22 protein-coding genes and 1 pseudogene are annotated in these 25,018 nt (G+C 36.4%); 13 read left to right on the plus strand and 10 right to left on the minus strand.

Annotation, left to right across the window (positions count from 1 at the left end; all coding sequences use genetic code 11):
- Positions 1 to 75 precede the first annotated feature (75 nt).
- Positions 76 to 555 (minus strand): DUF1499 domain-containing protein, encoded by a 480-nt coding sequence (locus K2F26_RS17695; protein WP_220611930.1) that lies wholly within the window; start codon positions 553 to 555, stop codon positions 76 to 78.
- 659 nt (positions 556 to 1,214) lie between these two features.
- Between K2F26_RS17695 and rnhA the strand changes: the two genes are divergently transcribed.
- Entirely contained in the window at positions 1,215 to 2,123 is a 909-nt protein-coding gene (gene rnhA / locus K2F26_RS17700) for a ribonuclease HI (RefSeq protein ID WP_220608845.1), read from the plus strand.
- An 87-nt stretch (positions 2,124 to 2,210) separates the two neighbouring features.
- Here the strand turns inward: rnhA and cruG are convergent, their stop codons facing one another.
- Together cruG and cruF are read right to left on the minus strand one after the other, a co-directional pair.
- Positions 2,211 to 3,380, minus strand: a complete 1,170-nt coding sequence (gene cruG, locus K2F26_RS17705; RefSeq protein ID WP_220608846.1) for a 2'-O-glycosyltransferase CruG — start codon at positions 3,378 to 3,380, stop codon at positions 2,211 to 2,213.
- Positions 3,381 to 3,531: 151 nt separating this feature from the next.
- The gene (gene cruF / locus K2F26_RS17710) at positions 3,532 to 4,452 is read right to left on the minus strand and encodes a gamma-carotene 1'-hydroxylase CruF (RefSeq protein ID WP_220608847.1); all 921 of its coding nucleotides are present in this window, start codon (positions 4,450 to 4,452) and stop codon (positions 3,532 to 3,534) included.
- Between the two features lie 222 nt (positions 4,453 to 4,674).
- Here cruF and K2F26_RS17715 point away from each other — a divergent pair, with 222 nt between their 5' ends.
- A complete protein-coding gene (locus K2F26_RS17715; protein ID WP_194054447.1) occupies positions 4,675 to 5,106 on the plus strand; it encodes a hypothetical protein in 432 nt (143 codons plus the stop codon).
- A gap of 137 nt (positions 5,107 to 5,243) precedes the next feature.
- Here the strand turns inward: K2F26_RS17715 and rpmA are convergent, their stop codons facing one another.
- Together rpmA and rplU are read right to left on the minus strand one after the other, a co-directional pair.
- Positions 5,244 to 5,522: a 50S ribosomal protein L27 gene (gene rpmA, locus K2F26_RS17720; protein WP_194054445.1), complete on the minus strand. Its 279-nt coding sequence runs from the start codon at positions 5,520 to 5,522 to the stop codon at positions 5,244 to 5,246.
- A gap of 37 nt (positions 5,523 to 5,559) precedes the next feature.
- Complete coding sequence (rplU, locus tag K2F26_RS17725; RefSeq protein WP_220608848.1) at positions 5,560 to 5,967, minus strand: 50S ribosomal protein L21; 408 nt, start codon at positions 5,965 to 5,967, stop codon at positions 5,560 to 5,562.
- Between the two features lie 426 nt (positions 5,968 to 6,393).
- On the opposite strand from rplU, the gene K2F26_RS17730 reads away from it, so the two are divergent.
- The 5 genes from K2F26_RS17730 (at position 6,394) to K2F26_RS17750 (ending at position 13,179) form a co-directional block, all read left to right on the plus strand.
- Positions 6,394 to 7,485, plus strand: coding sequence for a nucleotidyltransferase domain-containing protein (locus tag K2F26_RS17730; protein ID WP_220608849.1), 1,092 nt, complete (start codon positions 6,394 to 6,396; stop codon positions 7,483 to 7,485).
- A 188-nt stretch (positions 7,486 to 7,673) separates the two neighbouring features.
- Positions 7,674 to 8,942: a proton extrusion protein PcxA gene (locus K2F26_RS17735; RefSeq protein WP_220608850.1), complete on the plus strand. Its 1,269-nt coding sequence runs from the start codon at positions 7,674 to 7,676 to the stop codon at positions 8,940 to 8,942.
- A gap of 278 nt (positions 8,943 to 9,220) precedes the next feature.
- Positions 9,221 to 10,420, plus strand: coding sequence for a hypothetical protein (locus tag K2F26_RS17740; protein WP_220608851.1), 1,200 nt, complete (start codon positions 9,221 to 9,223; stop codon positions 10,418 to 10,420).
- Between the two features lie 320 nt (positions 10,421 to 10,740).
- On the plus strand, positions 10,741 to 11,490 hold the full coding sequence (locus tag K2F26_RS17745; protein ID WP_220608852.1) for a TVP38/TMEM64 family protein: 750 nt from the start codon (positions 10,741 to 10,743) through the stop codon (positions 11,488 to 11,490).
- A 141-nt stretch (positions 11,491 to 11,631) separates the two neighbouring features.
- Positions 11,632 to 13,179, plus strand: a complete 1,548-nt coding sequence (locus tag K2F26_RS17750) for a mercuric reductase (protein WP_220608853.1) — start codon at positions 11,632 to 11,634, stop codon at positions 13,177 to 13,179.
- A gap of 76 nt (positions 13,180 to 13,255) precedes the next feature.
- Here the strand turns inward: K2F26_RS17750 and K2F26_RS17755 are convergent, their stop codons facing one another.
- Entirely contained in the window at positions 13,256 to 13,513 is a 258-nt protein-coding gene (locus K2F26_RS17755) for a hypothetical protein (RefSeq protein ID WP_220608854.1), read from the minus strand.
- A gap of 814 nt (positions 13,514 to 14,327) precedes the next feature.
- Here K2F26_RS17755 and K2F26_RS17760 point away from each other — a divergent pair.
- Entirely contained in the window at positions 14,328 to 15,932 is a 1,605-nt protein-coding gene (locus tag K2F26_RS17760; protein WP_220608855.1) for a peptide ligase PGM1-related protein, read from the plus strand.
- Between the two features lie 310 nt (positions 15,933 to 16,242).
- Here the strand turns inward: K2F26_RS17760 and crcB are convergent, their stop codons facing one another.
- Complete coding sequence (gene crcB / locus K2F26_RS17765; protein ID WP_220608856.1) at positions 16,243 to 16,641, minus strand: fluoride efflux transporter CrcB; 399 nt, start codon at positions 16,639 to 16,641, stop codon at positions 16,243 to 16,245.
- A gap of 378 nt (positions 16,642 to 17,019) precedes the next feature.
- Here crcB and K2F26_RS17770 point away from each other — a divergent pair, with 378 nt between their 5' ends.
- Together K2F26_RS17770 and K2F26_RS17775 are read left to right on the plus strand one after the other, a co-directional pair.
- The gene (locus tag K2F26_RS17770) at positions 17,020 to 18,168 is read left to right on the plus strand and encodes a Fic family protein (protein WP_246605409.1); all 1,149 of its coding nucleotides are present in this window, start codon (positions 17,020 to 17,022) and stop codon (positions 18,166 to 18,168) included.
- A 294-nt stretch (positions 18,169 to 18,462) separates the two neighbouring features.
- Positions 18,463 to 19,329 (plus strand): zinc metalloprotease HtpX, encoded by an 867-nt coding sequence (locus K2F26_RS17775; protein WP_220608857.1) that lies wholly within the window; start codon positions 18,463 to 18,465, stop codon positions 19,327 to 19,329.
- Positions 19,330 to 19,493: 164 nt separating this feature from the next.
- Here K2F26_RS17775 and K2F26_RS17780 read toward each other — a convergent pair whose 3' ends face one another.
- The 3 genes from K2F26_RS17780 to K2F26_RS17790 all read right to left on the minus strand — a co-directional run bounded on the left by K2F26_RS17780 (position 19,494) and on the right by K2F26_RS17790 (position 22,842).
- Positions 19,494 to 19,820, minus strand: a complete 327-nt coding sequence (locus K2F26_RS17780) for a hypothetical protein (RefSeq protein ID WP_220608858.1) — start codon at positions 19,818 to 19,820, stop codon at positions 19,494 to 19,496.
- Positions 19,821 to 21,533, minus strand: a complete 1,713-nt coding sequence (locus K2F26_RS17785) for a pentapeptide repeat-containing protein (RefSeq protein WP_220608859.1) — start codon at positions 21,531 to 21,533, stop codon at positions 19,821 to 19,823.
- A gap of 325 nt (positions 21,534 to 21,858) precedes the next feature.
- Positions 21,859 to 22,842, minus strand: a complete 984-nt coding sequence (locus K2F26_RS17790) for a ferredoxin family protein (RefSeq protein WP_220608860.1) — start codon at positions 22,840 to 22,842, stop codon at positions 21,859 to 21,861.
- Positions 22,843 to 23,612: 770 nt separating this feature from the next.
- Between K2F26_RS17790 and K2F26_RS17795 the strand changes: the two are divergent.
- The 3 genes and pseudogenes from K2F26_RS17795 to K2F26_RS17805 form a co-directional block, all read left to right on the plus strand.
- Positions 23,613 to 23,706: pseudogene (locus K2F26_RS17795) on the plus strand (Mut7-C RNAse domain-containing protein); the annotation flags it as partial.
- Positions 23,707 to 23,863: 157 nt separating this feature from the next.
- Positions 23,864 to 23,977 (plus strand): Mut7-C RNAse domain-containing protein, encoded by a 114-nt coding sequence (locus K2F26_RS17800; RefSeq protein ID WP_437441059.1) that lies wholly within the window; start codon positions 23,864 to 23,866, stop codon positions 23,975 to 23,977.
- A gap of 64 nt (positions 23,978 to 24,041) precedes the next feature.
- Positions 24,042 to 25,010, plus strand: a complete 969-nt coding sequence (locus K2F26_RS17805; protein WP_220608861.1) for an ROK family protein — start codon at positions 24,042 to 24,044, stop codon at positions 25,008 to 25,010.
- Positions 25,011 to 25,018: the final 8 nt, after the last annotated feature.

Here is a 25,018-nt window from a genome sequence, read left to right on the forward strand (position 1 = left end):
ATGAATAGATGATGCTATAAACTCAATATTTGATTTGATTTTATTTCCATGTAAATCAATAGAAATCAAGAAAAATCAAATGTTTAAATCACGCAAAGCTAAACGAATTTGTTCCATACGTCTGCGGTTGACACCAAGATCCGACTCTCCCACACGAGAAGCTGAACGGATATGAATTACTGGTTCATCATTTGGTAAATAAAACTCTACATCATCAACAAATTTGAAGATCCGACTTTTAGAAATAGCATGAATGTAATTATCTGTTTGTTCTATAACTTCTGTACGTGGTACAACAGTGAGAACTTTCAGTAAGGTTTCTCTTGCTTGCTCACGGTCTACATGATAAATAATTGGATCAATGGCGTGTTTAGCATCTGCATTTTGACTGACAACACAGTTATTTGTATTGGGACAAGGACTCAAATAACCTGATGTCACTCCTAAACCAGTTGCCCATGTAACAGCAGGAAGCATTAAACCAATAAATAAGGTTAAGAGTATTGCTAATGTAATACTCTTTATCCTTTGTGGAAATGTGTTTAGATATTGCATGATGATTTTCTTGACTACAGTTAATTGAATCATTGTTTGATATTTGACAATAAATGACAATAAAATATTAATATAAATTGGGAATATTGTTGAAAGTATTTTTATGGACGTAGAAAATAGTGAAGAAGGAATAGGGAATAGAGAATAGTTTTAGTTATCTAAAATAAACATATAGTGATCCGATTTGATTTATAAATTTCTCGTAAAGTCAGGGAACAGGGAACAGGGAACAGGGAACAGGGAACAGGGAACAGGTAATAAGAGTTTCGGTATGTACTGTTTTTTTCAATAATCAAATAGGAGTCCTATATAAAATAAACATATAAAATAAACATAATTAACAGAAATAGATGTAAATAAGTAAGTTGGCATGAAAAAACCGAAGCAAGTACAAAAATGTAAGATCCCTAAAAGTCTCTTCTCTCTTGCCTTTTGCCTCTTGCCTTTTGCCTTGCCACAATGATAATTTTCAACGCCTACCTACTTAACATTCTGGAAATTAAAAATTCTTAATTTTGACTAATAATACTATTGGCTGATGACTGATAACTGATGACTGAGGGTGCAACTTTGATGACTTGATTTATAAAACACTTTTTTGCTAATCTCTGTGTGCAACTCATTATTAATTTTTAATTTTGAATTTTTAATCACTCATCATGTCTACACAACGCATAATTCAAAGCATATATACCGATGGTGCTTGCACTGGCAACCCTGGTCCTGGTGGTTGGGGTGTTGTTGTTTACTTTAATGATGGTTCAGTTTATGAAATGGGGGACGGTTCAAAGTACACCACAAATAATAAGATGGAAATGCAAGCGGCGATCGCTGCCCTAGAATTTTTTGCTACATCTGGACAAACCCAACCCATCACCCTGTACACCGATAGCGAATATCTCATTAACAGTGTTACCAAATGGATGCAGGGTTGGAAAAAGAAAGGTTGGAAAAAAGCAGACGGAAAACCAGTCCAAAACCAAGACCTGTTAGAAACCCTGGATAGACTCAACAGCCGACTTGTAAAATGGCAGCACGTGCGCGGCCATTCTGGTAACATAGGTAACGAAAGGTGTGATGTGATTGCTCGCTCCTTTGCCAGCGGCAAAATTCCATCTCTTCAACAATTATCCCCGGAAAATCTTGATGCAACCTTAACCAATACAAACAATGTAAATTTCACAAAAGTATCTGATTCTCCAATCAACTCTACACAAATCAAAGAAAACATTTCGGAAAGCAGAACTTTTTTATCAGACACAAGCACTATGGAACCATCTACAGCGTCACCTGCAACCACAAACGACGAAAAACCACCTGAGATGAGGGTTTTACACCTCCGCAACCTAGTTGAAACTTTGCGGGTTGCTGACGAAATCGCCGAAAAAGGCTATTTAATCACCAGTTCCGAACTAGCAGACTTGATGGATGTCCATGCAAGTGCTGTCACCAGTCGGGGAGATCAATGGCGTTGGCGCAACTGGATAGTTTCACGGGTACGACGGGAAGGTAATCAAATTCTTTGGGAACTAGAAAGAGGGGATCAAGTGGTAAATGAAAATGACTAAATCATGGTAATTGGTAATGGGTAATGGGTAATTGGTAAAAACTCTTTTCTGTCACCTGTCACCTGTCACCTGTCACCTGTCACCTACTCAATACTTTCTCCCCCGCCATTCCTTGGGCTTGCGGAGTGCAGATAAAAAGATTCTCAGCACAGCGAGGGGATCAGCTAAAGGAGAAAGCCAGAACAACCAACCTCCCTGGGCATTTTTCCGGTCATAGGAAGGAGCGATCGCCAATAACAAAGCAAAGCGAATTACCAGTAAAAATATATTCAGTCCCAATAACAGGCGCAGGGGGAGCAGGGGAGGCAGGGGAAGCAGGGGAAGAAAGCCCAGTAAAATCAATATGGGTAAACCCTGTACAGAGGACAATAACCATAAATCACCCCAAATTTGAGCGCGGTTAGAAGCATCCTTTAAATCTAAACTGCGCCCCCACTCCTTCCAAGTTTCCTTTGCTCCCTCATACATCCGCACTTTGAAAACTTTAGCCCCATCCAAAAACCCCACCTTAAAACCAGCGTCCGCAATATTTCGCGCTAAGGTAACATCATCACAAAAAGAACCTTTGGCACTGCTATAACCATCTACAGCCGCTAAAACCGAGCGCCGACATAAAAAACATTGTCCGTTAGCCATCACCCGTTCTGGTTGTTCGGTGTGAATACCGGCAGGATCAAATCTATATAACAGCGTCATCAATAACGCCGGTTGTAACCAGCATTCCCCCGGATATTTGAGAATAAACTGAGGAGAAAGAGAAACCAAATCATAACCCTCTGTTTGGGCTGTTTTCACCAAACTAGCTACCAAACCGGGATGAGGTTGAATATCGGCATCCATCCCCAAAAACCACTCACTGTCTGGGGAACTAAACAAAAAGCCGTTATGTAAAGCCCAAGGACGGCCTACCCAACCAGGAGGTAAAGGATCATCATTCATCACCCGAAAGCGGGGATCTTTGTGTTGTGCAGCTTTTACCAAGTCAGGTGTACCATCCTGGGATCTGCTATCCACAACAATAACTTCTCGGACTTCATAGCTTTGGCGACTTAACCCAGCTAACAGGGGACTAATACGCAAAGCCTCGTTTAAAGTGGGAACAACCACACTCACACTACCCAAAATATCCGGGGTTGGTTTTTGTGGTTGCAAAGGTGGATGTCTTCTGGGACCCTTGAGCAAACGTGACAATAACAGTGCCGTTGCTGGTACTTGGATCAGTAATAGTAGAAGTGAAATAATGCTTTCTGTAATCAAAATATTTATACCAATTAAAAATATAGGAGGCAGGAGGCAGGAGGCAGAAAATATAAAATTTATACCAATTACCCATTACCAATTACCCATTACCAATTACCAAGTTAGTGCTGAGTGTAATTAATTAATTATTGACTCAGCACTATTGAAGTTACTTTAGAGCAACTTTCACATTACCAACGGAAACTTCCTGTGTTGCTGCTTCCACAGCTACGGAAGTGGATGCATCGGGTCCTCTTAACCACAGTGCTACAGCAGGTGCAACGCCAAGTAACACACCCAGCAATACAGGGATAGAGAAGCCAGCAGCTAAACTCATGACAGTGGCAAAACCAAAGTTAGCCAAATAAACTACTAAAGGAATATTGAGTTGCGATCGCTCTAATTTAATGGGGTTGTTTCTCCACAACAGCGCCGCTACTGTCATAAACACTGAACCAGTACCCATCCAACCGGCAAAGTTTTGATAAGGCATTCCAAAGAAAGCACCAGGTTGTTGCCAATACCAGAAGGGAAGAGAAGTTTGGCTCATTGCCGGATCAAGTACAAAGTCCCAAGAAGTGAGCAATAAAGCACCGAGAGCGATCGCCCCTACATGACGTAATAAACTGGGTTTTTTATCTACCTCTAAACCTACACGCGCCAACAGGTAAGAAACACATCCCACATAAAACCAGGACAAAGGAATAGTAAAAGGTACTAAACCCGCAATTTTATAACCCAAACCACTCAAATAGCTGTAGTGACCAAAAGGAAAACCTGTGCTAGTTCCCAGTAACTCACTCGTCAAAGAAATGGAAATAGCAGGGATCATAAAACACAAAGTCCGTCCTAATCCCAAATTCCGTTTAGCATACAGGAACACACCCAAAGCACCTAAAATCATATAGGCTACACCGCCACCAGCCATGCTCCATTGCATAGCTGTTTGTCCCGCCTCAGATAAATTCAATACGTCAGTAAAAATCAGTTCAGCATTAGGAATCACTAGTAATATCCCTGCTAGTCCAAAAACCATAGACACGATATGACCAATCAGGCATACGCGCTCAACAATAACTAGTTGTCTCATGATCAGTCCTTAACCTTCCTAAAATATGACATACGGCTACTCGACTGCTAATAGTTTACAAATGTTTAAGATCATAATTTAACTAATTTTTAAGAAAAAATCCGGGAACATTGAAAGTTAATTTGGTTTCATGCTCAAAAAAGTATAAATACCCACAAGTCGGGAGATAGGAAAATTCTTTACCTGTTCTCAGTTCCCAGTCCCCAGTCCCCAGTCACCTTTATGTCAAACTTGCAAAGAATTCCCTGGTTTTCCCTCACACTATTACTTCTAAGTTATAGTACATTAGGCTGGGTGATATCAGAAACCAAACCCACTTTGTTTATGTGGTTAATAGTTGTATTTGGTATCTTGGTATTACTAGCCAGCTTGACAACTCCCTGGTCTAAAATGGTACAGTATTACAGTATATTGTCCAAATCTAATATCAGGAATTTTGGTATCACCGTTTTAGCAGCTTTTCTATTCTTTTTAATGCTGGCTTGGTTTCGTATATTTCTTGATCTTTTACTTATCCTCTCAGCGACTATCTTAGCCAAGATAGACTTTCAGTCGGCTGATTTCAAAGAAGGTCTATGTTTTTGGCTGACATCTATATTTGCACTCTCTGGTTTAGGCGCAGGTGCTTTATTACACAGGTTTATTTTAATTTAGGAGTCAGGAGTCAGGAGTTATTAATTTTGGATTTTGGATTTTGGATTTTGGATTTTGGATTGTTTTTGTTATCTCGAATCTAAAATCTAAAATCTAAAATCTAAAATTTTTCTCTCCTGTTCCCTGTTCCCTAAGACTTAACTTGCTACCGCTTCAGCAGCGACTGCGGGATAAACGCTGACTTTTTTGCGGCTTTTGCCTTTTCTTTCAAAGGTAACAACGCCATCAACTAAGGCAAATAAAGTATCATCACTGCCAATACCGACATTGTTACCAGGGTGAAACTTAGTACCGCGCTGACGGACAAGAATATTTCCTGCAAGCACAGTTTGACCACCAAAACGCTTTACACCCAGACGTTGAGCATTAGAGTCACGACCGTTGCGTGTACTACCTGTTCCTTTCTTATGAGCCATGATTTCCTCTTCTCTTTAATTTATCTACTTCTGTTTATTATTCAGCAGCAGCTTCTTCAGCAGGTGTGCTATCTACCAGATTAGGAGATTCTGGGGTAGTTGGTGCTTCTGCGTGCGCCAAAACTTCACCATTGAGGTTGATGGAGTTAATCAAAAGTCTGGTAATTTCCTGGCGATGTCCCCGTTTTTTGCGGGTTTTCTTCTTGGGTTTCATTTTATAAACCAGGACTTTACGACCTCTAAAATGTCGCATTACCGTCCCTTCTACAGTTGCACCTGCTACTCGTGGCTGTCCGATAGAGACTCCGCCCTCGTGCTGCACCAGTAATACTGCGTCTATGGTAACTTTTTCATCTGGTTCGGCACTCAGCAGTTCAATGTCGTAAAAACGACCTGCTTCAACTTTTACTTGTTTGCCACCAGTTTCAATAATTGCGTAGGTCATGAAATTGTCCTTGAAGTTGCCGTACAGGTAGCTGGCTTTCATCTCTTGTAGAGACTTGATTTATAGCTCTTGCCAGCTTTTGCAGTGTGTCTACCTGATCCGAGCAGGAATAAGACAGACAATCTAGTATATTATCTCATTCGATGCCATTAAGTCAAGCTTTAGTCTGAATATAAATTTGTTAGGAAAATTTAACCTGATTGCTGGAATATTGATATCTGGGTGTGTAGCTAGTTCAGAAACAGACAGGAAAAATTTACCCATCGAGGCAATAGCCAGAGTTGCTAGGATTTTTGTGATCTACAGATATAATACGATTTAGCATTTAATAAATTCAGATGAAACTAAAATTATAGTTAAGACATTGAGATAGTAAATTCTTAAAATTAGATTTCAACCAATCAGCAAGTAATTTTATAAGTAATTATGCAAAGAATCGAAGTTGAACAAAGAACGATTTTTATTGGTTTAGCAGGTAGTCACGGGTATGGTTTAAATCGCCCTGATTCTGATTATGATTATCGGGGTGTATTTATTGCACCTAAACGTTACTATTTGGGTTTTGATAGTATAGAACAAAAAGATAGTGGTTGGGATGAACCAGGAATATTTCCTTTTATTGATGGTAATCAAGATACAGTTATTTATGAATTAAGGAAAGTATTACATTTATTAGCAGGTGCAAATCCCAATGTTTTAGAATTACTATGGTTGCCCACCTATCCTATTTTAACAGATGTGGGACAACATTTAATTAATCACAGAAAAATATTTTTGAGTAAAAAAGTTAAGCATACCTATTCTGGTTATGCTTTCGCACAAATCAAAAAAATGGAAACTCATCGCAAATGGTTATTAAATCCACCTGCGAAAAAACCCATCCCCTCAGATTTTGGGATTGAAGATGAAGCACCATTGAGCAAAGATGAACTCAATGCTTTTTTAGAATATCTTTATTTATTAATTCGTGGTAAGATAGAATTTTTAGAAGAATCCGAGAAATTATATAAATTGCTGACAGCAGATATTGATTTTAAAGGGATATTAAAACAATATGCTTTAAATGATGAAACTTTGGCATATACTCAAAATTTAACTCATGGACGTAAAGATTTTATTCGCTTATTGCAAAAAAGTCAAAGTTACCAAATTGCTTTAAGAGAATGGAAAGCTTATATATCTTGGCAGCAAAATAGAAATCCTGCTAGAGCAGAAATGGAAAGAAATTCAGGTTATGATTTAAAACACGGAATGCACTGTATTAGATTGCTGCGTAGTGGTTTAGAAATTTTGCAGAGAGGAGAAGTAATTGTAGATAGAAAAATGGCGGGTGATGTTGATGATTTAAAAGCTATTCTTAGAGGTGAATACACTTATGAAGAGTTGATGAAAATGGCTGAAGATTTAGTTGCTCAAATGGATATTTTTTATCAAGAATCAACTTTACCACATAAACCTGATTTAGAGCAAATTAATAATTTATGTATGGAATTAGTAGAAATGCAAGGATGGGAATAAAGGGAGTATTCAGTGATCAGCTATCAGCAGTCAACTAAAACTACTTGACAGTTTGATTTTTTGGCTTTTAGAAGTTATTTATGCAAATAATTTAAAAAGCAGTTTGTAATTATTTTCTTTGATTCAGTAGCCTAGCGTAGACAATTTGACTTAAAATATATAATTGTAAAACCTGTAAATAATCAGCAATGAAAGGATCATTTTTTAGTCGTAACACCAGATTAATCAGCCAAAAAATTATAGCATCCTGGGATTCATTTAATCATTGGTTTTTCACAACTCCAGAAAGAGCTATACTAGAAGCTTATCAAGCTGCTCAAGCTATTCAAAAGATAGAAATAGAGCAATTTGGCGGTAAAAAAATTTCTCCCGAATCAGGTAATTATAGTGAAAACGTGATGGCTTTTTGGCGAGGAGATTTAAATAGAAATTTGGCTATTATCAAAGTGAGACTAGCAGAATTTAAATTAGGTTTTACCTTTGCTGATACTGCCGATTCCAACTTAGTAGAAAAGCTCAATTTTATTGATGAAATTATCTCTAAGTATAGCACACAAGAAGAAGCAATTACAGAAACGTTAAGCATTAATCTTGAAATTGAAACTGTTACCAATCAGGCAGATTCAGAAGAAGCTGAGATTATGAAAGAACCATCTGCAACTCAAAAGAAAGGTGTATTGCCCCGTTCAATTGGTAGAACATTTAATAAAATTGCCAAGGATTTTACACCAACAGCAGAAGAAGAGTTTGTTAGAAATTATCGAACTTCTAGAACGAGAACAAGGAGAGCGGTGAGATTTTTATTACTGCTAATTATTATACCACTTTTAACGCAACATTTTTCTAAACAATTATTATTAAAACCGATATTACAGCATTTTCAGAGTGAAAATACACCGACAATTTTTTTGAATTTAGAAATGGAGGAAAAAGCACTGAATGAATTAAAGGTTTTTGAGAAAAAATTGCAATTTGAAAGACTACTGCGTCAAGCACCAGAACTTTCACAAGAAGAAATTAAAGCTGAAGTAAAAAACAAAGCCATCGAAATATCAGAAGAGTTTCGCTATCAGAGTAGCAGTGCTATTAGTAATGTATTTGCTGATGTGATATCACTAATTTCTTTTGCTATGGTTATTGCTTTGAGCAAAAAAGATATTGTTTTTATTCAGTCACTTCTAGATAAAATAGTCTACGGTTTAAGTGACAGTGCTAAAGCATTTTTAATTATTTTAATTACAGATATATTCGTTGGTTTCCACTCTCCACATGGTTGGGAAGTTCTTTTAGAAGGTGTTGCTCAACATTTAGGTTTACCAGCAAGTAGAAACGCGATATTTTTGTTTATTGCGACATTTCCAGTCATATTAAATACTATATTTAAATACTGGATATTCCGTTATTTGAGTCGCTTGTCACCTTCAGCATTAGCAACATTAAAAGAAATGGATGAATAATTTATAAATCATGAGTCAAGATCCCCGACTTCTTCAAGAAGTCGGGGATCTTGATGATCTGAGTTTGGTGATCTTAGTCATTTTGTCAAGATCCCAAAAATTTTTCATGAATACATAAAAAGATTTAGTGCATAAACTCCAGTTTTCTGCTAATAATTGAGGTTAATAATTGCTTTGTTTTTGAAAAAAAAGTGATTATTCATACAGTTGAATGTTAATATTCAGCATTAACTCTAGGATAAAAATCAATTTAGAAGTGTAGTTCCCGACTTAGACTTATGAATCTCTTATTCAATCGTAAATTCCAACTTTTAGCAGGTATTGTTGCTTTTTTTCTGGTCATTTCCACTCATCAATATCTATATGCACAGTCAGAAACTCAGCAACTAATATCACAACAACCAACTACACAAAATCAACCTAATAAACAAGATAAATCTATATTTTATTCTGTCATTGATGAATGGCGAAAATATAAATATAGTGTTAATGGTCAACACATTTTAAAACCTGTGAAATTACCAACAGCTAAGGTGAATTTCAATCAAAATGATTTATTAACTGTTCTCATTAATACGAGAAAATATTTTCAAACTTACAAAGAGCAAGATCCAAATATTTCCCGCAATGGACTGTTATTAAGTCAAGGAGTTACAGTTGAAGAAGTGATCAAAACATTGGATTTTATGATTACTGTTTTAGAGGAGGATATTAGCAAGAATCGCCCGACTCGGTTACAAGATCCTAATTTTATCAATGCTAATTTTCGTGTGATTAAATGGTCAGCTTATAATCCCGAAAAACCCGGACAAAAACAACTGAGAATTACCAAATATGCTGTTTTTACTCATACTGGTTCTCATACCAAAACAGCTAAATATAATATCCCAATTTATAGCTTAAAAGACGATTTAGCTGGTGATAAATTCTACACAAAATATACAAAACAAGATGTTTTGTCGGGGATTTATGAACCAGGTGGTAAAGAATTTGGTAAAGTCAAACCTTTGGCATATCTCACCCGTGAAGGTTTAGAAGAAGCATTAATGCAGGGAACAATTTTGATTAATTTTACAGATGGAACAAAGGCATTTTTTAATGTAGACAGAAACAATGGAATTTCTTATGTTAGAGGATTAAAAGCCACAGCACAAAAGCGTTATTGGTATTTTCGACAAGTTGATGCAATTAAAGGTTATGGATATAAGATTGATGCGAAAATTTCCATTAAACCTGGTGTAACTTTTGCGGGAGATGTGCTAAACATTGGCTTGGGAAGAGTTATTATGATGGAGTATAATCAAGGTGGAAGTAAGCGCCTACAAATGGGGGTAATAGCAGATACAGGTGGCGCATTTTTACCCAATTTACATCAATTAGATTACCTGGCAGGTATTTTTAAAAATCAGGCAGAATTTAGGCGGTATATCCGCAAATTACCAGAATATGCTACTGCATATATTTTGGTAAAGAAGTGAAAAAAAGTGTTAGCATTCAGCCATAAGTAGTCAAAAAGAGACACAAAAAACTGAAATAATGGACAATTAACAATTGTCCATTATTAATTGATAATTACCTCTCCAGTTAAAGCAAAAGGATTGAAAAAGCGGAATATTTTGCTTTTTTAACCTTGAAAGGGGAGGTTTTAAACTTTGAATAAAACAATTATCAATTGATATCGCTATGGCAGTGCTAAAACCCTAAAAAATATATGTAGTTTTTCTTGCTAATTTTTAATATTTATTGTATAATTATAACAGTTAATATACTCAAAGTTACTGGCTAATAAATCAAAAAAATGAAAGAAACTGAAAGAAATTTTATGTATCAATTTTTAAAACCTGTTGCATTAAATTTGTTAGCACTGACTATTGTTTTGATATTGCAACCAGATGTAGTTTTTGCACAGGAAAATGTGAATATATCTGCTGTCAATCCCCAAGCTATTTTAAAAGATGCTTTACAATGGATTGATAGTCTTGGTACAGTGGGAGCAATAGCTTTTATTGCTATCTATATTGTGGCGACTGTTGCTTTTTTACCAGGTTCGATTTTAACTTTAGGTGCGGGTGTTTTATTTGATGTTTTTTGGGGTTCGGTTTATGTATTTATCGGTGCTACTTTAGGTGCAACAGCAGCATTTTTGATAGGGCGTTATTTAACGAGAAATTGGGTAATTAAAAAAATTGCAGATAATAAAAAATTTGCTGCTATTGATAAAGCTGTAGGAAGAGAAGGTTTAAAAATAGTGTTGTTAACGCGACTTTCTCCGATATTTCCTTTCAATTTATTAAACTATGCTTTTGGAGTTACTGCTGTTTCTCTTAAAGATTATTTTCTTGGTTGTGTGGGGATGATTCCTGGTACAATTATGTATGTTTATATTGGTTCTTTGGCTGGTAATTTGGCTTTAATTGGTACGGAAAATCAACCTACTAATTCTACTTTCACATGGATTATTAGAATTGTGGGTTTTATTGCCACTGTTGCTGTCACAATTTATGTAACTAAGATAGCTAAAAAAGCTTTAGAAATAATTGATAATTGATAATTGATAATTTTTTCAAAAATGTTAAATACAAAACTCACAAAATTTTCTGAAGACTATATGTATTGTAAATACAACACCGGATTAAATTAAAACGACAATCACAAGATAATTTATACTACATTTTTAGAGGCAATATTAATGTCTAATTCAGAATTTGAAAGAATCACAGTTTTACCAATGGATGAATATAATCAAAGATTGGTAGCTAATGTACATCCAGAAAATTGGGTCAATCCCCAACCTGCGGAATGTTATGATTTAGTAGTAATTGGTGCGGGTACTGCGGGTTTGGTTGTTGCTGCGGGTGCTGCGGGTTTAGGTTTGGGTTTAAAAGTAGCATTAATTGAAAAACATCTCATGGGTGGAGATTGTTTAAATGTTGGTTGTGTACCATCGAAAGCTTTAATTCGTTCTTCTCGTGTGGTTGGTGAAATTGGCAAAGCTAAAAATTTAGGTGTGAATATTTCCCAAAATTATGATGTTGATTTTGCCACAGTTATGGCTAGATTACGTAAAATTAGAGCAGGTATTAGTCATCATGATTCAGCAGCAAGATTCAAAAATTTAGGAGTAGATGTTTTTTTAGGAAGTGGTAAATTTGCTAGTAATAATACTATAGCAGTTGATGGACAAATTCTCAAGTTTAAAAAAGCGGTAATTGCCACAGGTGCAAGAGCAGTAAAACCGGAAATTAGAGGTATTGAAGAGGCAGGATTTTTAACTAATGAAAATGTATTTTCTATGATTCAAAAACCTGATAAATTAGCGGTAATTGGTGGCGGTCTTATTGGTTGTGAATTGGCGCAAGCTTTCCGGCGTTTAGGTTGTGAAGTGACGTTATTTCATAAAGGTTCGCATATTTTAAATAAAGAAGATCGGGAAGCAGCGGAAATTTTACAAAAAGTTTTTAGTGATGAAGGAATTAGATTAGTTTTAAATTGTCAGTTAGAAGAAGTGGTGACAGTAACGGAAGGCAAACGGCTGTATTTTTCAGCTAATGGAAATCGAGATTCTGTAACTGTTAATGAAATTTTAGTAGGTGCAGGAAGAGCGCCAAATGTGGAAGGTTTGAATTTGGAAGCGGTGGGTGTAGAGTATGACAAAAAGCATGGTGTGAAAATAAATGATTATCTACAAACTACCAACCCTAATATTTATGCAGCAGGTGATATATGTATGAATTGGAAATTTACTCATGCGGCAGATGCTGCTGCTAGAATAGTTATTAAAAATACGCTTTTTTCACCTTTTGGTTTAGGACGTTCTCAACTCAGTAAATTAGTAATACCTTGGGTGACATATACTGATCCAGAAATTGCCCATGTGGGAATGTATGCAGAAGCAGCGGAAAAAATGGGTTTAGAAGTGGCGACAATTAAAATTGATTTTAATCATGTAGATCGAGCAATAACTGATAGTGAAGAATTGGGATTTTTAAAGATTTACCACAAAAAAGGAACTGATGAAATTATCGGTGCAACCATTGTTGCGAGTCATGCAGGAGAAATGATTTCAGAACTTACCACCGCTATTGTGAATAAAATTGGTTTAAGTAAATTAACTAATGTAATTCATCCTTACCCCACTCAAGCGGAAGCAATTAAAAAAGCAGCAGACGCTTATCGTCGTACACTACTAACACCCAGAACTAAAAGACTTTTGAAATTTTTAACTAAGTTTTCTTGATGGGTAAAAATTTAATCAGGAGCGTCTATTTTTTTCCTATTATTAAAATTATTCTGACTTCTGACTCCTGACTTTTTTAAAGTTCTGATTCCGTTTCAGGAGCAATTATTTCCCCAGTACCCATTTTTAAAATCATATCCTGGTCGGTAATCAGTTCATTAAGTTCTTTAACTTTTAAATTCATCAGTTCACAAGCTATACGTAATTCTTCAGCAAATGTTTTAATATCATCACCATAGCCACATTGATAAGCAGCTATTTTAATGCCTTGTTTAGCATTTGCTCTAGCACAATCTACTAATTCTGTACCATGTAATTGTGTTGGCGATACCATATATTTAGTTATTATTGATTATACAATTTTCCCTAGATAGATTATCAATCATGACAGCTTCAGTCATCCCTCTAATGGCAGAATATAGAGAATATAGATCCCCAACCTCTCAAAGAAGTCAAGGATCTAGGGATGAGTGATTCAACAATGGACAATTAACAAAATGGACAATTAACAATAGAAAATTGATAATTACCTCTCATTCCTTCCCTGGAAGTGAAAAAACAGAGAATTTTAAAACCGGGAATGAAAAATTTGTCAATTATCAATTATCAAGCTTCCACTCGTCTTTGGCAATTTCCGACTTTTATACCCCGGATATTTGCAAACTAATATTTGCAAAATGCGCTCATTTATGGCAAATAAGCGCGGATTTTTAAGCTTCCTCCTCACATCTCACACGCTCTTAATCCAACCACTGAAAACAAGTACACAACTCTCTGTTGATGCAGGATTTATCCTTTACATCTGCTCTTAATTTAACTATTATTTCCTGGTTGTTTATCGTTCCCAAGAAATAAAGAAAATGTTAATTTTATCAACCCTAAGATGTAGTTAGAATTAATTGTAAATTATGGATTTTGCCTGATGATGAATATGGGTGATTTCACAGATTTGATACCTTATCAGTAGATTTAAAAACTCATTGGTGACAATATTTAAACTGAACATAACTCAAATAACCATTGCAAATTATTTACTCAATTAACAAAAAGATACATACACAATCATCATCTCATGTCTTCCTTGGGATATACCTGAGATAGAAAGACTGAAGAGAGATATATTTTGGTACAAATGTGGGGTATCGGTTATGGTAAAAATGAATATTTCCGAGCTAGAGCAGATTGATAAGTTTCGTAACTTACAGTTAACTTTGCGCGATCGCTGGAAAACTAGCGAATTATTTGACAACAGTGAAGCGGATATTTTAATTGTTCCTTCTTTGAGTATCGATCAACGAGAACTACAAAAAATTGAAGGCTGTGAACATTATGAAGAAAGATTACTATTTTCTTTAATCCGGTTGCGAAATCCCCGCAATAGGTTAATTTATGTAACATCAATGCCCCTACACCCTAGCATCATTGACTACTATTTACAACTACTACCAGGAATACCATTTTCCCATGCTCGTCATCGTTTATTACTACTTTCTACTTATGATTCTTCCCTAAAACCTCTCAGTCAAAAAATCTTAGAACGTCCGCGTTTGATAGAAAGAATTCGTCAAGCTTTGCGGTTAGATAAAGCTTTTATGACTTGTTACAATTCCACATTTTGGGAAGCAGAATTATCACTGAAATTGAATGTTCCTTTGTATGCTGCTGCACCAGATTTACAAATTTGGGGGACAAAAAGCGGGAGTAGAGAAATTTTTAATCAAAGCAATGTACCCCATCCAGAAGGTAGCAAATTAGTTTGGAACTACCAAGATTTAGCCACAGCAGCAGCTAATTTATGGGAAAGTCAACCGACATTAAAAAGGATGGTTGTGAAACTAAATGAAGGTATTTCTGGAGAAGGAAATGCAATTTTGGATCTCCGTCCATTGCTAGATGTTGCACCAGGGAAAAGTTCCCACAGTGAAAGAGTAGAAAAAATCAGTAGTAACTTTACAAATTTGCGCTTTCAAGCTACACAAGAAACTTGGGATAATTTCTCTCAAAGAATCCCAGAATTAGGTGCAATAGTAGAATCATTTATAGAAGGTGAAATCAAATTTTCTCCTAGTGTTCAAGGACGGATCACACCTGATGGAAAAGTAGAAATACTTTCCACCCATGATCAAATTCTCGGCGGACCTGACGGACAAATTTATCTTGGTTGTCGGTTTCCTGCGGATGAAAAGTATCGAGTACAATTACAAACTTTAGGTTTACAAGTAGGTAAAAAACTAGCAGAAAAAGGAGCATTAGAAAGATTTGGCGTTGATTTTGTTGTTGTTGATCAAGGAAATGGTAAATGGGATATTCAAGCGATAGAAATTAACCTCCGCAAAGGTGGAACTACTCACCCTTTTATGACTTTGAAATTATTAACTAATGGACGCTATGACTTGTCCACAGGTTTATTTTATAGTCAACAAGGAAAACCTAAATATTACGTCGCTACAGACAACTTACAAAAAGACCGCTATCGGGGATTATTACCTAATGATTTAATGGATATTATTGCCCATCATAGATTACATTTTGATAGCGGAACAGAAACAGGAACAGTATTTCATCTCATGGGTTGTCTTTCTCAATTTGGTAAATTGGGATTAACAAGTATTGGAGATTCTCCCCAACAAGCAGAAGACATTTATAACCAAGTTGTTCAAGTTTTAGATCAAGAAACCAGTGAAGAACATAATAGTTATCATCTGTTTTCAGATTATGCTTTCCCTATTTCTGGAGATACTTTTGGTTATTGAAGTATTCAGTAGGGGTTTAGCAGTGTTCATAGGTGTCAACTTAACGTTAAAACCCATAACCCGACTGGGAATTAATTCCCAGTCTCATAGCAAAAGTCATCTAAAGATGACTAAAATAAATACAAAATTTTGCAATTATTTAGTTTACTTTAGTAAACTTTAGCTATTAGCCCGGAAATATGGCTAACGCCACGCTACGCTATCATTTCTGGGCGGGTGCGGAAGCCAAACAAATAAGCTATCTGTAGCTTAAATTGACACCAATGAGCAGTGTTAAACCCTTACAGTAATCAGAATTAATTTTTATAAATTACCTACAAAACCGAGCAACAATTACACCTAACTGCACACTAAAAACTCCCAAAATTGCACTACCAAACCAATAACCAGTTGCAGTTAATAAATTACCACCACGCATTAAAGCCAGAGATTCTAAACCATAAGTAGAAAAAGTTGTGTAAGCACCTAAAAAACCAGTAGCCACCATTAAACGTAATTCTGGAGAAATGATCGCTACCTTTTCCACTGCCAAAGTTGAAAAAAATCCCATTCCTAAACAACCGCTAACATTAATAAAAAACGTGCCATAGGGAAAACTTGTACCAAATCTGGATGCAAACCATAATGTTAAATAATAACGACTTAAAGCACCAGCGATCGCCCCAAAACTAATAGCTAACGCTTGACGCAAATTAGGATCTTGTAACATATTTAATTTAAATTTTTGATGAGTTAATTAGATGATAAATTATCTCCTATAGTGTTCCGATTTGATTTATGAATTTTTCGTAGAGGCTCTTAATAGGGAATAGGGAATAGGGTTTTAGAGGATTTGGGTGTACGGAGTTTTGTTCAATAATCAAATAGGAGTGCTATATCTTCCCCAAATTTACTGCCTACAATATAAAATAGTGTAATTTAAAATCATGAGTCTAGCAAAAAACAGCATTAAATCAACACTAATAATTAAATTTTAAAGCATATAATTATATCCTAGATTTGGCTCGGTATGACTGTATTAACGAAAAAAGATATTTTCTGATAATATAGCTATATAAATCATGCTGTGTTAACGAAACCGATAATAATGAGCAACGCTGCTAGAGCCGGTCGCTACATAGAGCAACCCGGAAAATATAAAGCTTTTATACCTAATCCATTACCTCCTGAACCTGGAATTAATATGGATCAGGAGATGTGGCAAATATTATCTCAAGCAGATTTGGCATTAGGTCGCCTAGATGGTTCTACGGATGCCTTACCTAACCCAGATTTATTTGTATTTATGTATGTTCGTAAAGAAGCCGTTCTTTCTAGTCAGATAGAGGGTACACAAGCTTCACTAATGGATGTTTTAGAGTTTGAAGCTCAAGCAATAGAACCAGATAATCCTCAAGATGTAGCTGAGGTAGTTAACTATATAGCAGCTGTTAATTATGGTCTTGAAAGGTTGGCAGATTTACCTGTATCTCTAAGACTAATCCGAGAAATTCACAAGAAGTTAATGAATGGAGTCCGGGGATCTGAGCGAGATCCTGGAGAGTTTCGCCGTACTCAAAATTGGATTGGTGCTGGTGGTTGTTCTTTAAACAATGCTACCTATGTTCCTCCTCCTCCTTATGAAATGAATCAAGCACTGGATAATTTAGAAAAGTTCCTCCATGATTCAACACCAATACCGGCTTTGATTAAAATTGGATTAGCTCATGCTCAGTTTGAAACAATTCATCCTTTTCTAGATGGTAATGGCAGAACAGGGCGTTTACTAATTACTTTTTTGCTTTGTGAACAAAATATACTCAAACGACCTTTATTATATATCTCTTACTATTTCAAGAAACACCGTACAGAATACTATGATCGTCTTCAAGCTGTTAGAGATACTGGTAATTGGGAAGGTTGGCTTAAATTCTTTTTACGTGGAGTTTGTGAAGTAGCTCAAGAAGCATCTGCAACTGCTCGAAAAATAGTTAGTATGAAAGAAGAACACCGACAGTTAGTGTTAAATACAATGGGTCGTAAATCAGGAAAAGCAATAACTCTACTAGAAAGCCTTTACTTCAAACCTATTGTTGCTGTGGAAAACGTTCAGGAAATAATTCAATTATCTTATCCCAATGCAAACACACTCATAAAAGAAATGTGTGACTTAGGTTTGCTAAAAGAAATTACAGGGCAAAAGCGTAATCGAGTCTTTGCTTATCAACCGTTTCTAGATGTATTTAAGGATTATTGATGATATCTTATCCCTAGCAATTAAACTCAATTTTAATTTTACATTTACAGCGTGAAACCCGTACTGCTGGGAGAGGTTTTCATCACTGTACACCATAGTTGAACTCGATACAATCAAAACATACACCAGGGAACAGGGAACAGGGAACAGGGAACAGCTTTGAAAATGTCTTTTCATCAGGCTTTGTTCCTAAAGTTTCTACCTCATTTACCTCAAATCTGCTGAAGCTAACCCACAGCTATTATTTAGTAGAAATTAAACAAAATTATGAAGCATTAACAGGAGAAAACTACTATGGGAAATCAATTCAAAACTGCTGCTTTATTAGCTGCCCTTAGTGGCTTATTAATTGCCATTAGTTATTGGGTCATTGGTGGTACTAGCGGTGTAATTATCGGCATTGGATTAGCAGCAGTTACCAACCTATTTTCTTGGTATCAATCTGATAAAATTGCTTTGGCAGTTTATAACGCCCAACCTGTCAGCGAAGCCCAAGCACCAGGACTTTATCGCATGGTAGAAAGACTATCAAACCGTGCTAATATTCCCATGCCAGGAGTGTACATTGTTCCTAGTCAAACTGCTAATGCTTTCGCTACAGGAAGAGATCCAGAACACGCTGCTGTTGCCGTTACTGAAGGCATTTTAAACATCTTACCAGAGGAAGAATTAGAAGGAGTAATTGCCCACGAACTCACCCACATTATTAATCGTGATACCCTCACTCAAGCCGTTGCTGCTACTGTCGCCGGTGCGATATCTTTCCTCGCCCAAATGTTAAGTTATAGCCTGTGGTTTGGTGGTGGTTCAAGAGATAATCAAAGAGGTGGTAATCCTTTGGGAGTGCTAGTAACAGTCATGCTTGCACCTATAGCAGCCACAATTATTCAATTAGCAATTTCCCGCACTAGAGAATTTTCTGCTGATGCTGGTGCTGCCAAATTAACAGGTAATCCCCGCGCTTTAGCTAGGGCTTTACAAAGACTAGAAGCAACCGCTAGACAAATGCCTTTAAATGCTAATCCTGCCTTTGAACCATTATTAATTATTCATCCTATTTCTGGGCAATTTTTAGGTAATTTGTTTTCTAGTCATCCTGCTACAGAAGCCCGTGTAGAAGCATTGCTGAAAATAGAAAGAGAATTGGCAGGTAGTTATTAATAGAATAGAAAATAGATCCCCCTAAATCCCCCTTAAAAAGGGGACTTTGAGTAATTTATCTCGTCCCCAGTCTCAGACTGGGAATGCTTTCCGGGAGGTTCTACCTCCCATCATATCGGTACTTTTAACCTAAACCCAAAAAACCAGAAACTAAAGGTAAAAGTTTATGATTGGGGGTTTTTCCATCCATCATAAGCAGCAATGAGAACATTTACATAAATATTATCAGTAAGTTCTTTAATTGCTTCAATGCCACCCGCTTTTAATGCACCTATTACCCGTTCCTTTAGTTCTGGATTTTTATTGATACCCTTAACTGCCACCTCGATTTCCGCTTGAGTATCTGTAGGTATATCAGCAGGATAGGATTGATTGAGGATTTGGAGTAGTTGTTGAATCTCACTAGCAGATTCCGCTAGGTTTTGCTTGGGATTAACAATCTGATTTCCCATAACCTTACCTGCTACTCCTGTAGCTTCTTTAATATTCATCTATACTTCGACATTGCGACTGTAATCACTACTGTTAGTCATCTGTTTAATTTCCTGTATGATTTGCTGTTGAACATTAATCTGTTTATCTGCTAATATCTCAGTTATATTACCCAAAATTGAGTATTGTTGTTTATTATCCTCAATTCGCTTGTTTTTCTCTTCTAAAAGTTCATCTTTTGCTTGTAATAGGGCTTTATATTTTTCTTCTACAGCTTGTAATGCCAATTGATAATTTTCTGTAAAATCCCTGTGAATCTTTTCTTTATCAGCGCCTTCAGGTGCATTCACCTTAACGACAATTACCCCATCACCTTTATTTTCAATACTCTGGATAGATAGTTCAGTATCTTGATTTTGGTTCTGCACCTTGCCAAAAGCATTAACAAAAGCTTTCCAGTCAATACCATTACGGAAAATTAAATCAACAGTATTTAAAACTTCTTCAAATAATTTGGTAAATTCTCCTGGTTGAAATTCCCCACTACTGGGACGACGTTCACGGTCATCTGTTCCTGGTTTGGGATTTTCTAAAAGATAGACAAAACGACAATCAACATTATCTAATATAGTCGTACTTTCAATATTCCAAGCTTCCACACAAGCACCAGTCATTTGAGCATTGGTGAAATTAGTACCAACCGCTTGAGTAAGAGACAGGTTAGCCCATTCTAAACAAGCGCCTTTAAAAGTGGCTTCAACAATATCAGCATCTTTCAAATTAGCATTTTTCAAATCTGCATCTATCAAGTTTGCACCTCTGAGGTTTGCACCAACATAAGATTTATTTCTACCATTGAGAGTAACAAGCAAGTTGAGAACTGCGGGGTTAGCTAGTATAGTATTACCTGGTCTAGCAAAATCAAGTTTTTTGGCTTTATAAAAACGAGTGCGCGTTAGATTGGCTTTTCTGAAATCCGTGTTTTTTAGAGTTGCACCAGTAAAATCAGCATCAGTTAAATCAGCACCACGAAAACTCGTACCACCTGTTGCAGCGAAGGCAATGGCAAATGAGCCAATCAAAGCATATCTTTCATCCCCAGTAAAACTAAGGCAGCTTATATAAGCAATAAAAAGAAGTAAAACTATAGCTACGGCTCCACCTACAACCACTGCTAGGGTTCTAGCTCCGATTACAACTACAACTAGGAAGCCAATTGTGGCTCCGATAAAGGCTCCAGCTATAGCGGCGGCTTCGGCTCTGGTTCCGGCTCCGACGAAGGCTCCAAGTCCAGCTAGAGCAGCGGTTCCAAATGTGACTCCAGCTACAGCCACGGCTATAGGGGCGGCTCCGGTTCCGGTGAAAGCGAAGGCTATGGTTCCGGTGAAAGCGAAGACTATGGCTCCGGCGTATGCTGCGGCTGTTAAACCCTTAGAAATAGTGACAATACAAAAGACTATTACTATAACTAGAGAAACTATTCCAATAATAAAGTTTTCAGAGTTTTCGGGATTCAAAATCAATGCTATCAATGTACCAATGATGATTGAGAAAAACCCTGATAGTGCTGACATTAGTAACGTAGCTATGAGCAAACCAATTACCCAACGTCGCTGTAGTCCAGCCTTAGCGCCTGTAAAATCAGCATCTTTAAGGATAGCATTGGTAAAATTTGCCCCTCTAATATCAGCTTTACTAAAGTTCGCACCTGTCAGGTCTTGACCTTTAAAAGAGCGTCCCCGAAGATTTTGACCGGAGTAATCTGGTGGCATAATAGCGTCAGCAAGAGTTTATCTATTAGATAATATACATACTTGCTGGTCTTTATTCCTGTTTTTGGCGAAATTCGCAGAAATTCGTCTGTCTGCTGTACTCCTGGCTGCTCAAAAATTAACCTTTGGAAAAATACTTAATCCTGAGATTCAATAAATAAAGGTTTAGCAGCTACGCAAAACCCCACTCCTGCAAGGAAATTGATTTCAGGGCGGATATCGAAGCTAATTCTTAAACTATTTCTAGCTTAAATTTACACCAATGAGCATTGCTCAACCCCTACCAAAATAAACTTTTTTTACTCCTACTTTCTACCTTCTTGCACTAATAATTATTCGCATAACTAGCCACTTTCCTATCAACCAAAACAAGATTATCTACAGCATATTTCACAACTAATGATTCTTGTGTAGCATGACAAGAACTCTTTAAAACTTGAGTTTTCACTGCATCTTTCACCAGTTTAGCCTGATAAGTATAAACAGAACCAGCAGGATTTTCATAAGTTAGCTCTGCTAACATTGTATTATTATCCATGCTTTGCTCTAAAATTTTACCTGCTACTTTATTATTAAACCAATTCCATCCTTGACTAAAAATCATTTCTCTTTCTAAAACCTGTAATACATAGGGCAAAATTCCCCAACCCCGATAAACTTTATGCAAAATTTGAATATCACCAGTACGAGTTAAAATTGATCTGAAAGATTCTTGATCCAGTACACCATAATATCTTGCTTCTGGTAAATCTATAGCTGTCGGTGCAAAACGATGTCCGCCAAAATGGCTGGATCTCCAAATTCTTACATGATCAAATTGCAATTGGGCAATAGTATTTTTAGCATGAAAATAAAAAGGGTTGCCATATCTCGCACAACATTGATCATGGCTACCATGTGTACAAATTAAAATATCTCTGGTGAAATTATTTTCTACTTGAAAATCAGGATTTCCACCGGATAACCATTTCCGCACAACTCCCGCTACTTGTTCAATATTTGGTAATTTAAATTCTTGTTTGCAGTAGCCATGACTTAAACCTTCTTGTTTTTGATAAATTAATAATGTAGTTTCTTTCACTCTATGTGAATCATCATTAGCAATTAACAAAAACCTAATCGGTAATTTACTACGCTGCACCTCAGAAACTAAAACCCGCAAATTATCAGGAACCCATTTAGAAGTAAATGCTTCTGACATCCAAGGAGTAGGACATTCTACTAAAATATAAGTTTGGTAGTTGGTTGCACTACCAATTATTTCTTCTCCTATTTGTCTTGAGTAGTCTGAGCAAAAAAACTTATTCATATCATTTTTTCCCAAGAATTTGTTGTATGGACAAAGATAAATAAACAGTAAAATTGTGCCTCTAGCTACTACTTTCAGTGTTTTTTGATGTTCATAGATTTAGCAATTTAAGACATCTTGCCACTTTATAAGCTTCTGGTTTTTTCCAGTCTTTCCGGTTAATAAATCCTTTCTTTACAAAACTCAGCATCTATTTATTTGATTGGGTTTAAATCGCTTAAATCTTAATGTTTTGTATTTTATTAATAACTTGCTTATGTATATATATTTATATGTATACATAAAAATATACTGTCAACAAGTCCTATTGTATCAATCAGTGTCTTCATAATGCTAAAAATTCTCAACAAACAACCAAAAATATAAAAAAGCAAGTTATGGCAACGGGTATGGTAAAAATGCGCCTGTCATCACCCCAAAGGTAGAATTTAAGGAAGTTATGGCAGTTTTCATCTGTTGTTTCTCCCGTGGTGCTGTACTTGCTGTTCATCAAAAACAAAGATGCTGAAAGCCTTGTGATGCTTGATTTTTGAGTTTATGTATCAACAGTAACAGAATTTAAATAAAAAAGCAAGTAATTGCTCACATCTTTATTTTTTGCTAATTTTTCTCATTATATCTAGCTTACATCAAGCGAATCATGATTTAATATAATAATCATTAAATTTTTCATTAGATTTTTCAATCACATAAATAACCAAGAGGTTATATTAAAAAATAAGTAGGTGGGCATTAAAATTTATCGTTGTGGCAAGGAAAAAGGCAAGATACCAAAATTACCTGGTGTAATTCGTTTTGTACTAGATATTCATTTGGGTAAATTAGCCACATCTTTAAGATTGTTGGGTTTTGATACGGTATATTTTCAATAATGGACAATTAACAATGAACAATTGACAATGACCTCTCCCTGAAAGGAAGAGGATTGAAAAAGTGGATTTTTTTTGGTTTTTTCCACTTGAAAGGGGAGGTTTTAAACATTGAATGAAACAATTATCAATTGTCAATTGTCAATTATCAATTGATAAATGAATTTCATCGTTGTGAAAATTGCGCCCAAATTTATTGGAAAGGGTCACACTATACACGATTGCAAAACTTTATTAATGAGATAATGATGAATAGTCATAGTTAATCGGTAATGAGTCAAACTGTTTTTCTATCACCAATTACCAATTACCACTTATCAATTATCAATTATGGCATTAATATTAGCTCTTGATTTTGGTGGAACTAAACTAGCAGCAGCGACAGTAGAAGCAGGTTCTAGAGAATGGTTGCGTCATGAAAATAAACTTTCACCTGCCAATGCGGATGCTTTAAGTGATATAGAAATTATGCGATCGCTCATTGATTATGTATTAGATCAACGTAAGCCAGATGCCATTGGTGTTAGCTTTGGTGGACCAGTAGATGCAGACACAGGTATGGTGAGACTTTCCCATCATGTACCTGGTTGGGAAAACATTCCCCTCAAACTCTTGCTAGAAGAAGAATATCACGCCCCAGTCAGCATAGACAATGATGCTAACGTAGCCGCTATTGGTGAACATCGCTTTGGTGCAGGTCAAGGATACGACAGCTTATTTTACATTACCATTAGCACAGGAGTAGGCGGTGGTTGGATACTCAACAATAAACCCTGGCAAGGTGCAGGAGGAATGGCCGGAGAAATTGGCCATATAGTAGTAGATCCCGCAGGTCCAGTGTGCTTATGTGGAAAACGGGGATGTGTAGAACGTTTCGCATCTGGTCCTTATATTGCCCAAAATGCCAAAGAACTCTTGGAAAAACAACCTCCTAATTCTGGGGGAGGTACAAGAGGTGATATACTTAGACAGTTAGTAGGTAATGATTTAAACTTAATTACCGGGCAAATAGTCAGTGTAGCCGCATCAAATGGAGATGAACTAGCAAAAGCGGTATTATACAAAGCAGCTTGGGCGTTGGGAGTGGGTATTGGTAATGTTGCTAACTTAATGAACCCACAGAGGTTTGTATTAGGTGGTGGAGTGACAAAAGCCGGTGATAGTTTTTGGGCGACTGTACGCAAAATAGCCCAGGAAACCGCATTACCAGAGGTGAATTTTGAAGTTGTGCGGGCGGTTTTGGGAGATGATGCGCCATTGTGGGGGGCGGTGGCTTTGGGTTTGGATGTAATGAGGTAATTATTTTG

This window comes from Sphaerospermopsis torques-reginae ITEP-024 (assembly GCF_019598945.1).
Lineage (GTDB): Bacteria > Cyanobacteriota > Cyanobacteriia > Cyanobacteriales > Nostocaceae > Sphaerospermopsis.

What these genes read in the sequence shown, in the direction of transcription:
- K2F26_RS17695 (WP_220611930.1), bottom strand. Translation starts at nt 555, where the DNA reads ATGCAATATCTAAACACATTTCCACAAAGGATAAAGAGTATTACATTA.
- rnhA (WP_220608845.1), top strand. Translation starts at nt 1,215, where the DNA reads ATGTCTACACAACGCATAATTCAAAGCATATATACCGATGGTGCTTGC.
- cruF (WP_220608847.1), bottom strand. Translation starts at nt 4,452, where the DNA reads ATGAGACAACTAGTTATTGTTGAGCGCGTATGCCTGATTGGTCATATC.
- K2F26_RS17715 (WP_194054447.1), top strand. Translation starts at nt 4,675, where the DNA reads ATGTCAAACTTGCAAAGAATTCCCTGGTTTTCCCTCACACTATTACTT.
- rpmA (WP_194054445.1), bottom strand. Translation starts at nt 5,522, where the DNA reads ATGGCTCATAAGAAAGGAACAGGTAGTACACGCAACGGTCGTGACTCT.
- rplU (WP_220608848.1), bottom strand. Translation starts at nt 5,967, where the DNA reads ATGACCTACGCAATTATTGAAACTGGTGGCAAACAAGTAAAAGTTGAA.
- K2F26_RS17730 (WP_220608849.1), top strand. Translation starts at nt 6,394, where the DNA reads ATGCAAAGAATCGAAGTTGAACAAAGAACGATTTTTATTGGTTTAGCA.
- K2F26_RS17735 (WP_220608850.1), top strand. Translation starts at nt 7,674, where the DNA reads ATGAAAGGATCATTTTTTAGTCGTAACACCAGATTAATCAGCCAAAAA.
- K2F26_RS17740 (WP_220608851.1), top strand. Translation starts at nt 9,221, where the DNA reads ATGAATCTCTTATTCAATCGTAAATTCCAACTTTTAGCAGGTATTGTT.
- K2F26_RS17745 (WP_220608852.1), top strand. Translation starts at nt 10,741, where the DNA reads ATGAAAGAAACTGAAAGAAATTTTATGTATCAATTTTTAAAACCTGTT.
- K2F26_RS17750 (WP_220608853.1), top strand. Translation starts at nt 11,632, where the DNA reads ATGTCTAATTCAGAATTTGAAAGAATCACAGTTTTACCAATGGATGAA.
- K2F26_RS17755 (WP_220608854.1), bottom strand. Translation starts at nt 13,513, where the DNA reads ATGGTATCGCCAACACAATTACATGGTACAGAATTAGTAGATTGTGCT.
- K2F26_RS17760 (WP_220608855.1), top strand. Translation starts at nt 14,328, where the DNA reads ATGGTAAAAATGAATATTTCCGAGCTAGAGCAGATTGATAAGTTTCGT.
- crcB (WP_220608856.1), bottom strand. Translation starts at nt 16,641, where the DNA reads ATGTTACAAGATCCTAATTTGCGTCAAGCGTTAGCTATTAGTTTTGGG.
- K2F26_RS17770 (WP_246605409.1), top strand. Translation starts at nt 17,020, where the DNA reads ATGAGCAACGCTGCTAGAGCCGGTCGCTACATAGAGCAACCCGGAAAA.
- K2F26_RS17775 (WP_220608857.1), top strand. Translation starts at nt 18,463, where the DNA reads ATGGGAAATCAATTCAAAACTGCTGCTTTATTAGCTGCCCTTAGTGGC.
- K2F26_RS17780 (WP_220608858.1), bottom strand. Translation starts at nt 19,820, where the DNA reads ATGAATATTAAAGAAGCTACAGGAGTAGCAGGTAAGGTTATGGGAAAT.
- K2F26_RS17785 (WP_220608859.1), bottom strand. Translation starts at nt 21,533, where the DNA reads ATGCCACCAGATTACTCCGGTCAAAATCTTCGGGGACGCTCTTTTAAA.
- K2F26_RS17790 (WP_220608860.1), bottom strand. Translation starts at nt 22,842, where the DNA reads ATGAATAAGTTTTTTTGCTCAGACTACTCAAGACAAATAGGAGAAGAA.
- K2F26_RS17805 (WP_220608861.1), top strand. Translation starts at nt 24,042, where the DNA reads ATGGCATTAATATTAGCTCTTGATTTTGGTGGAACTAAACTAGCAGCA.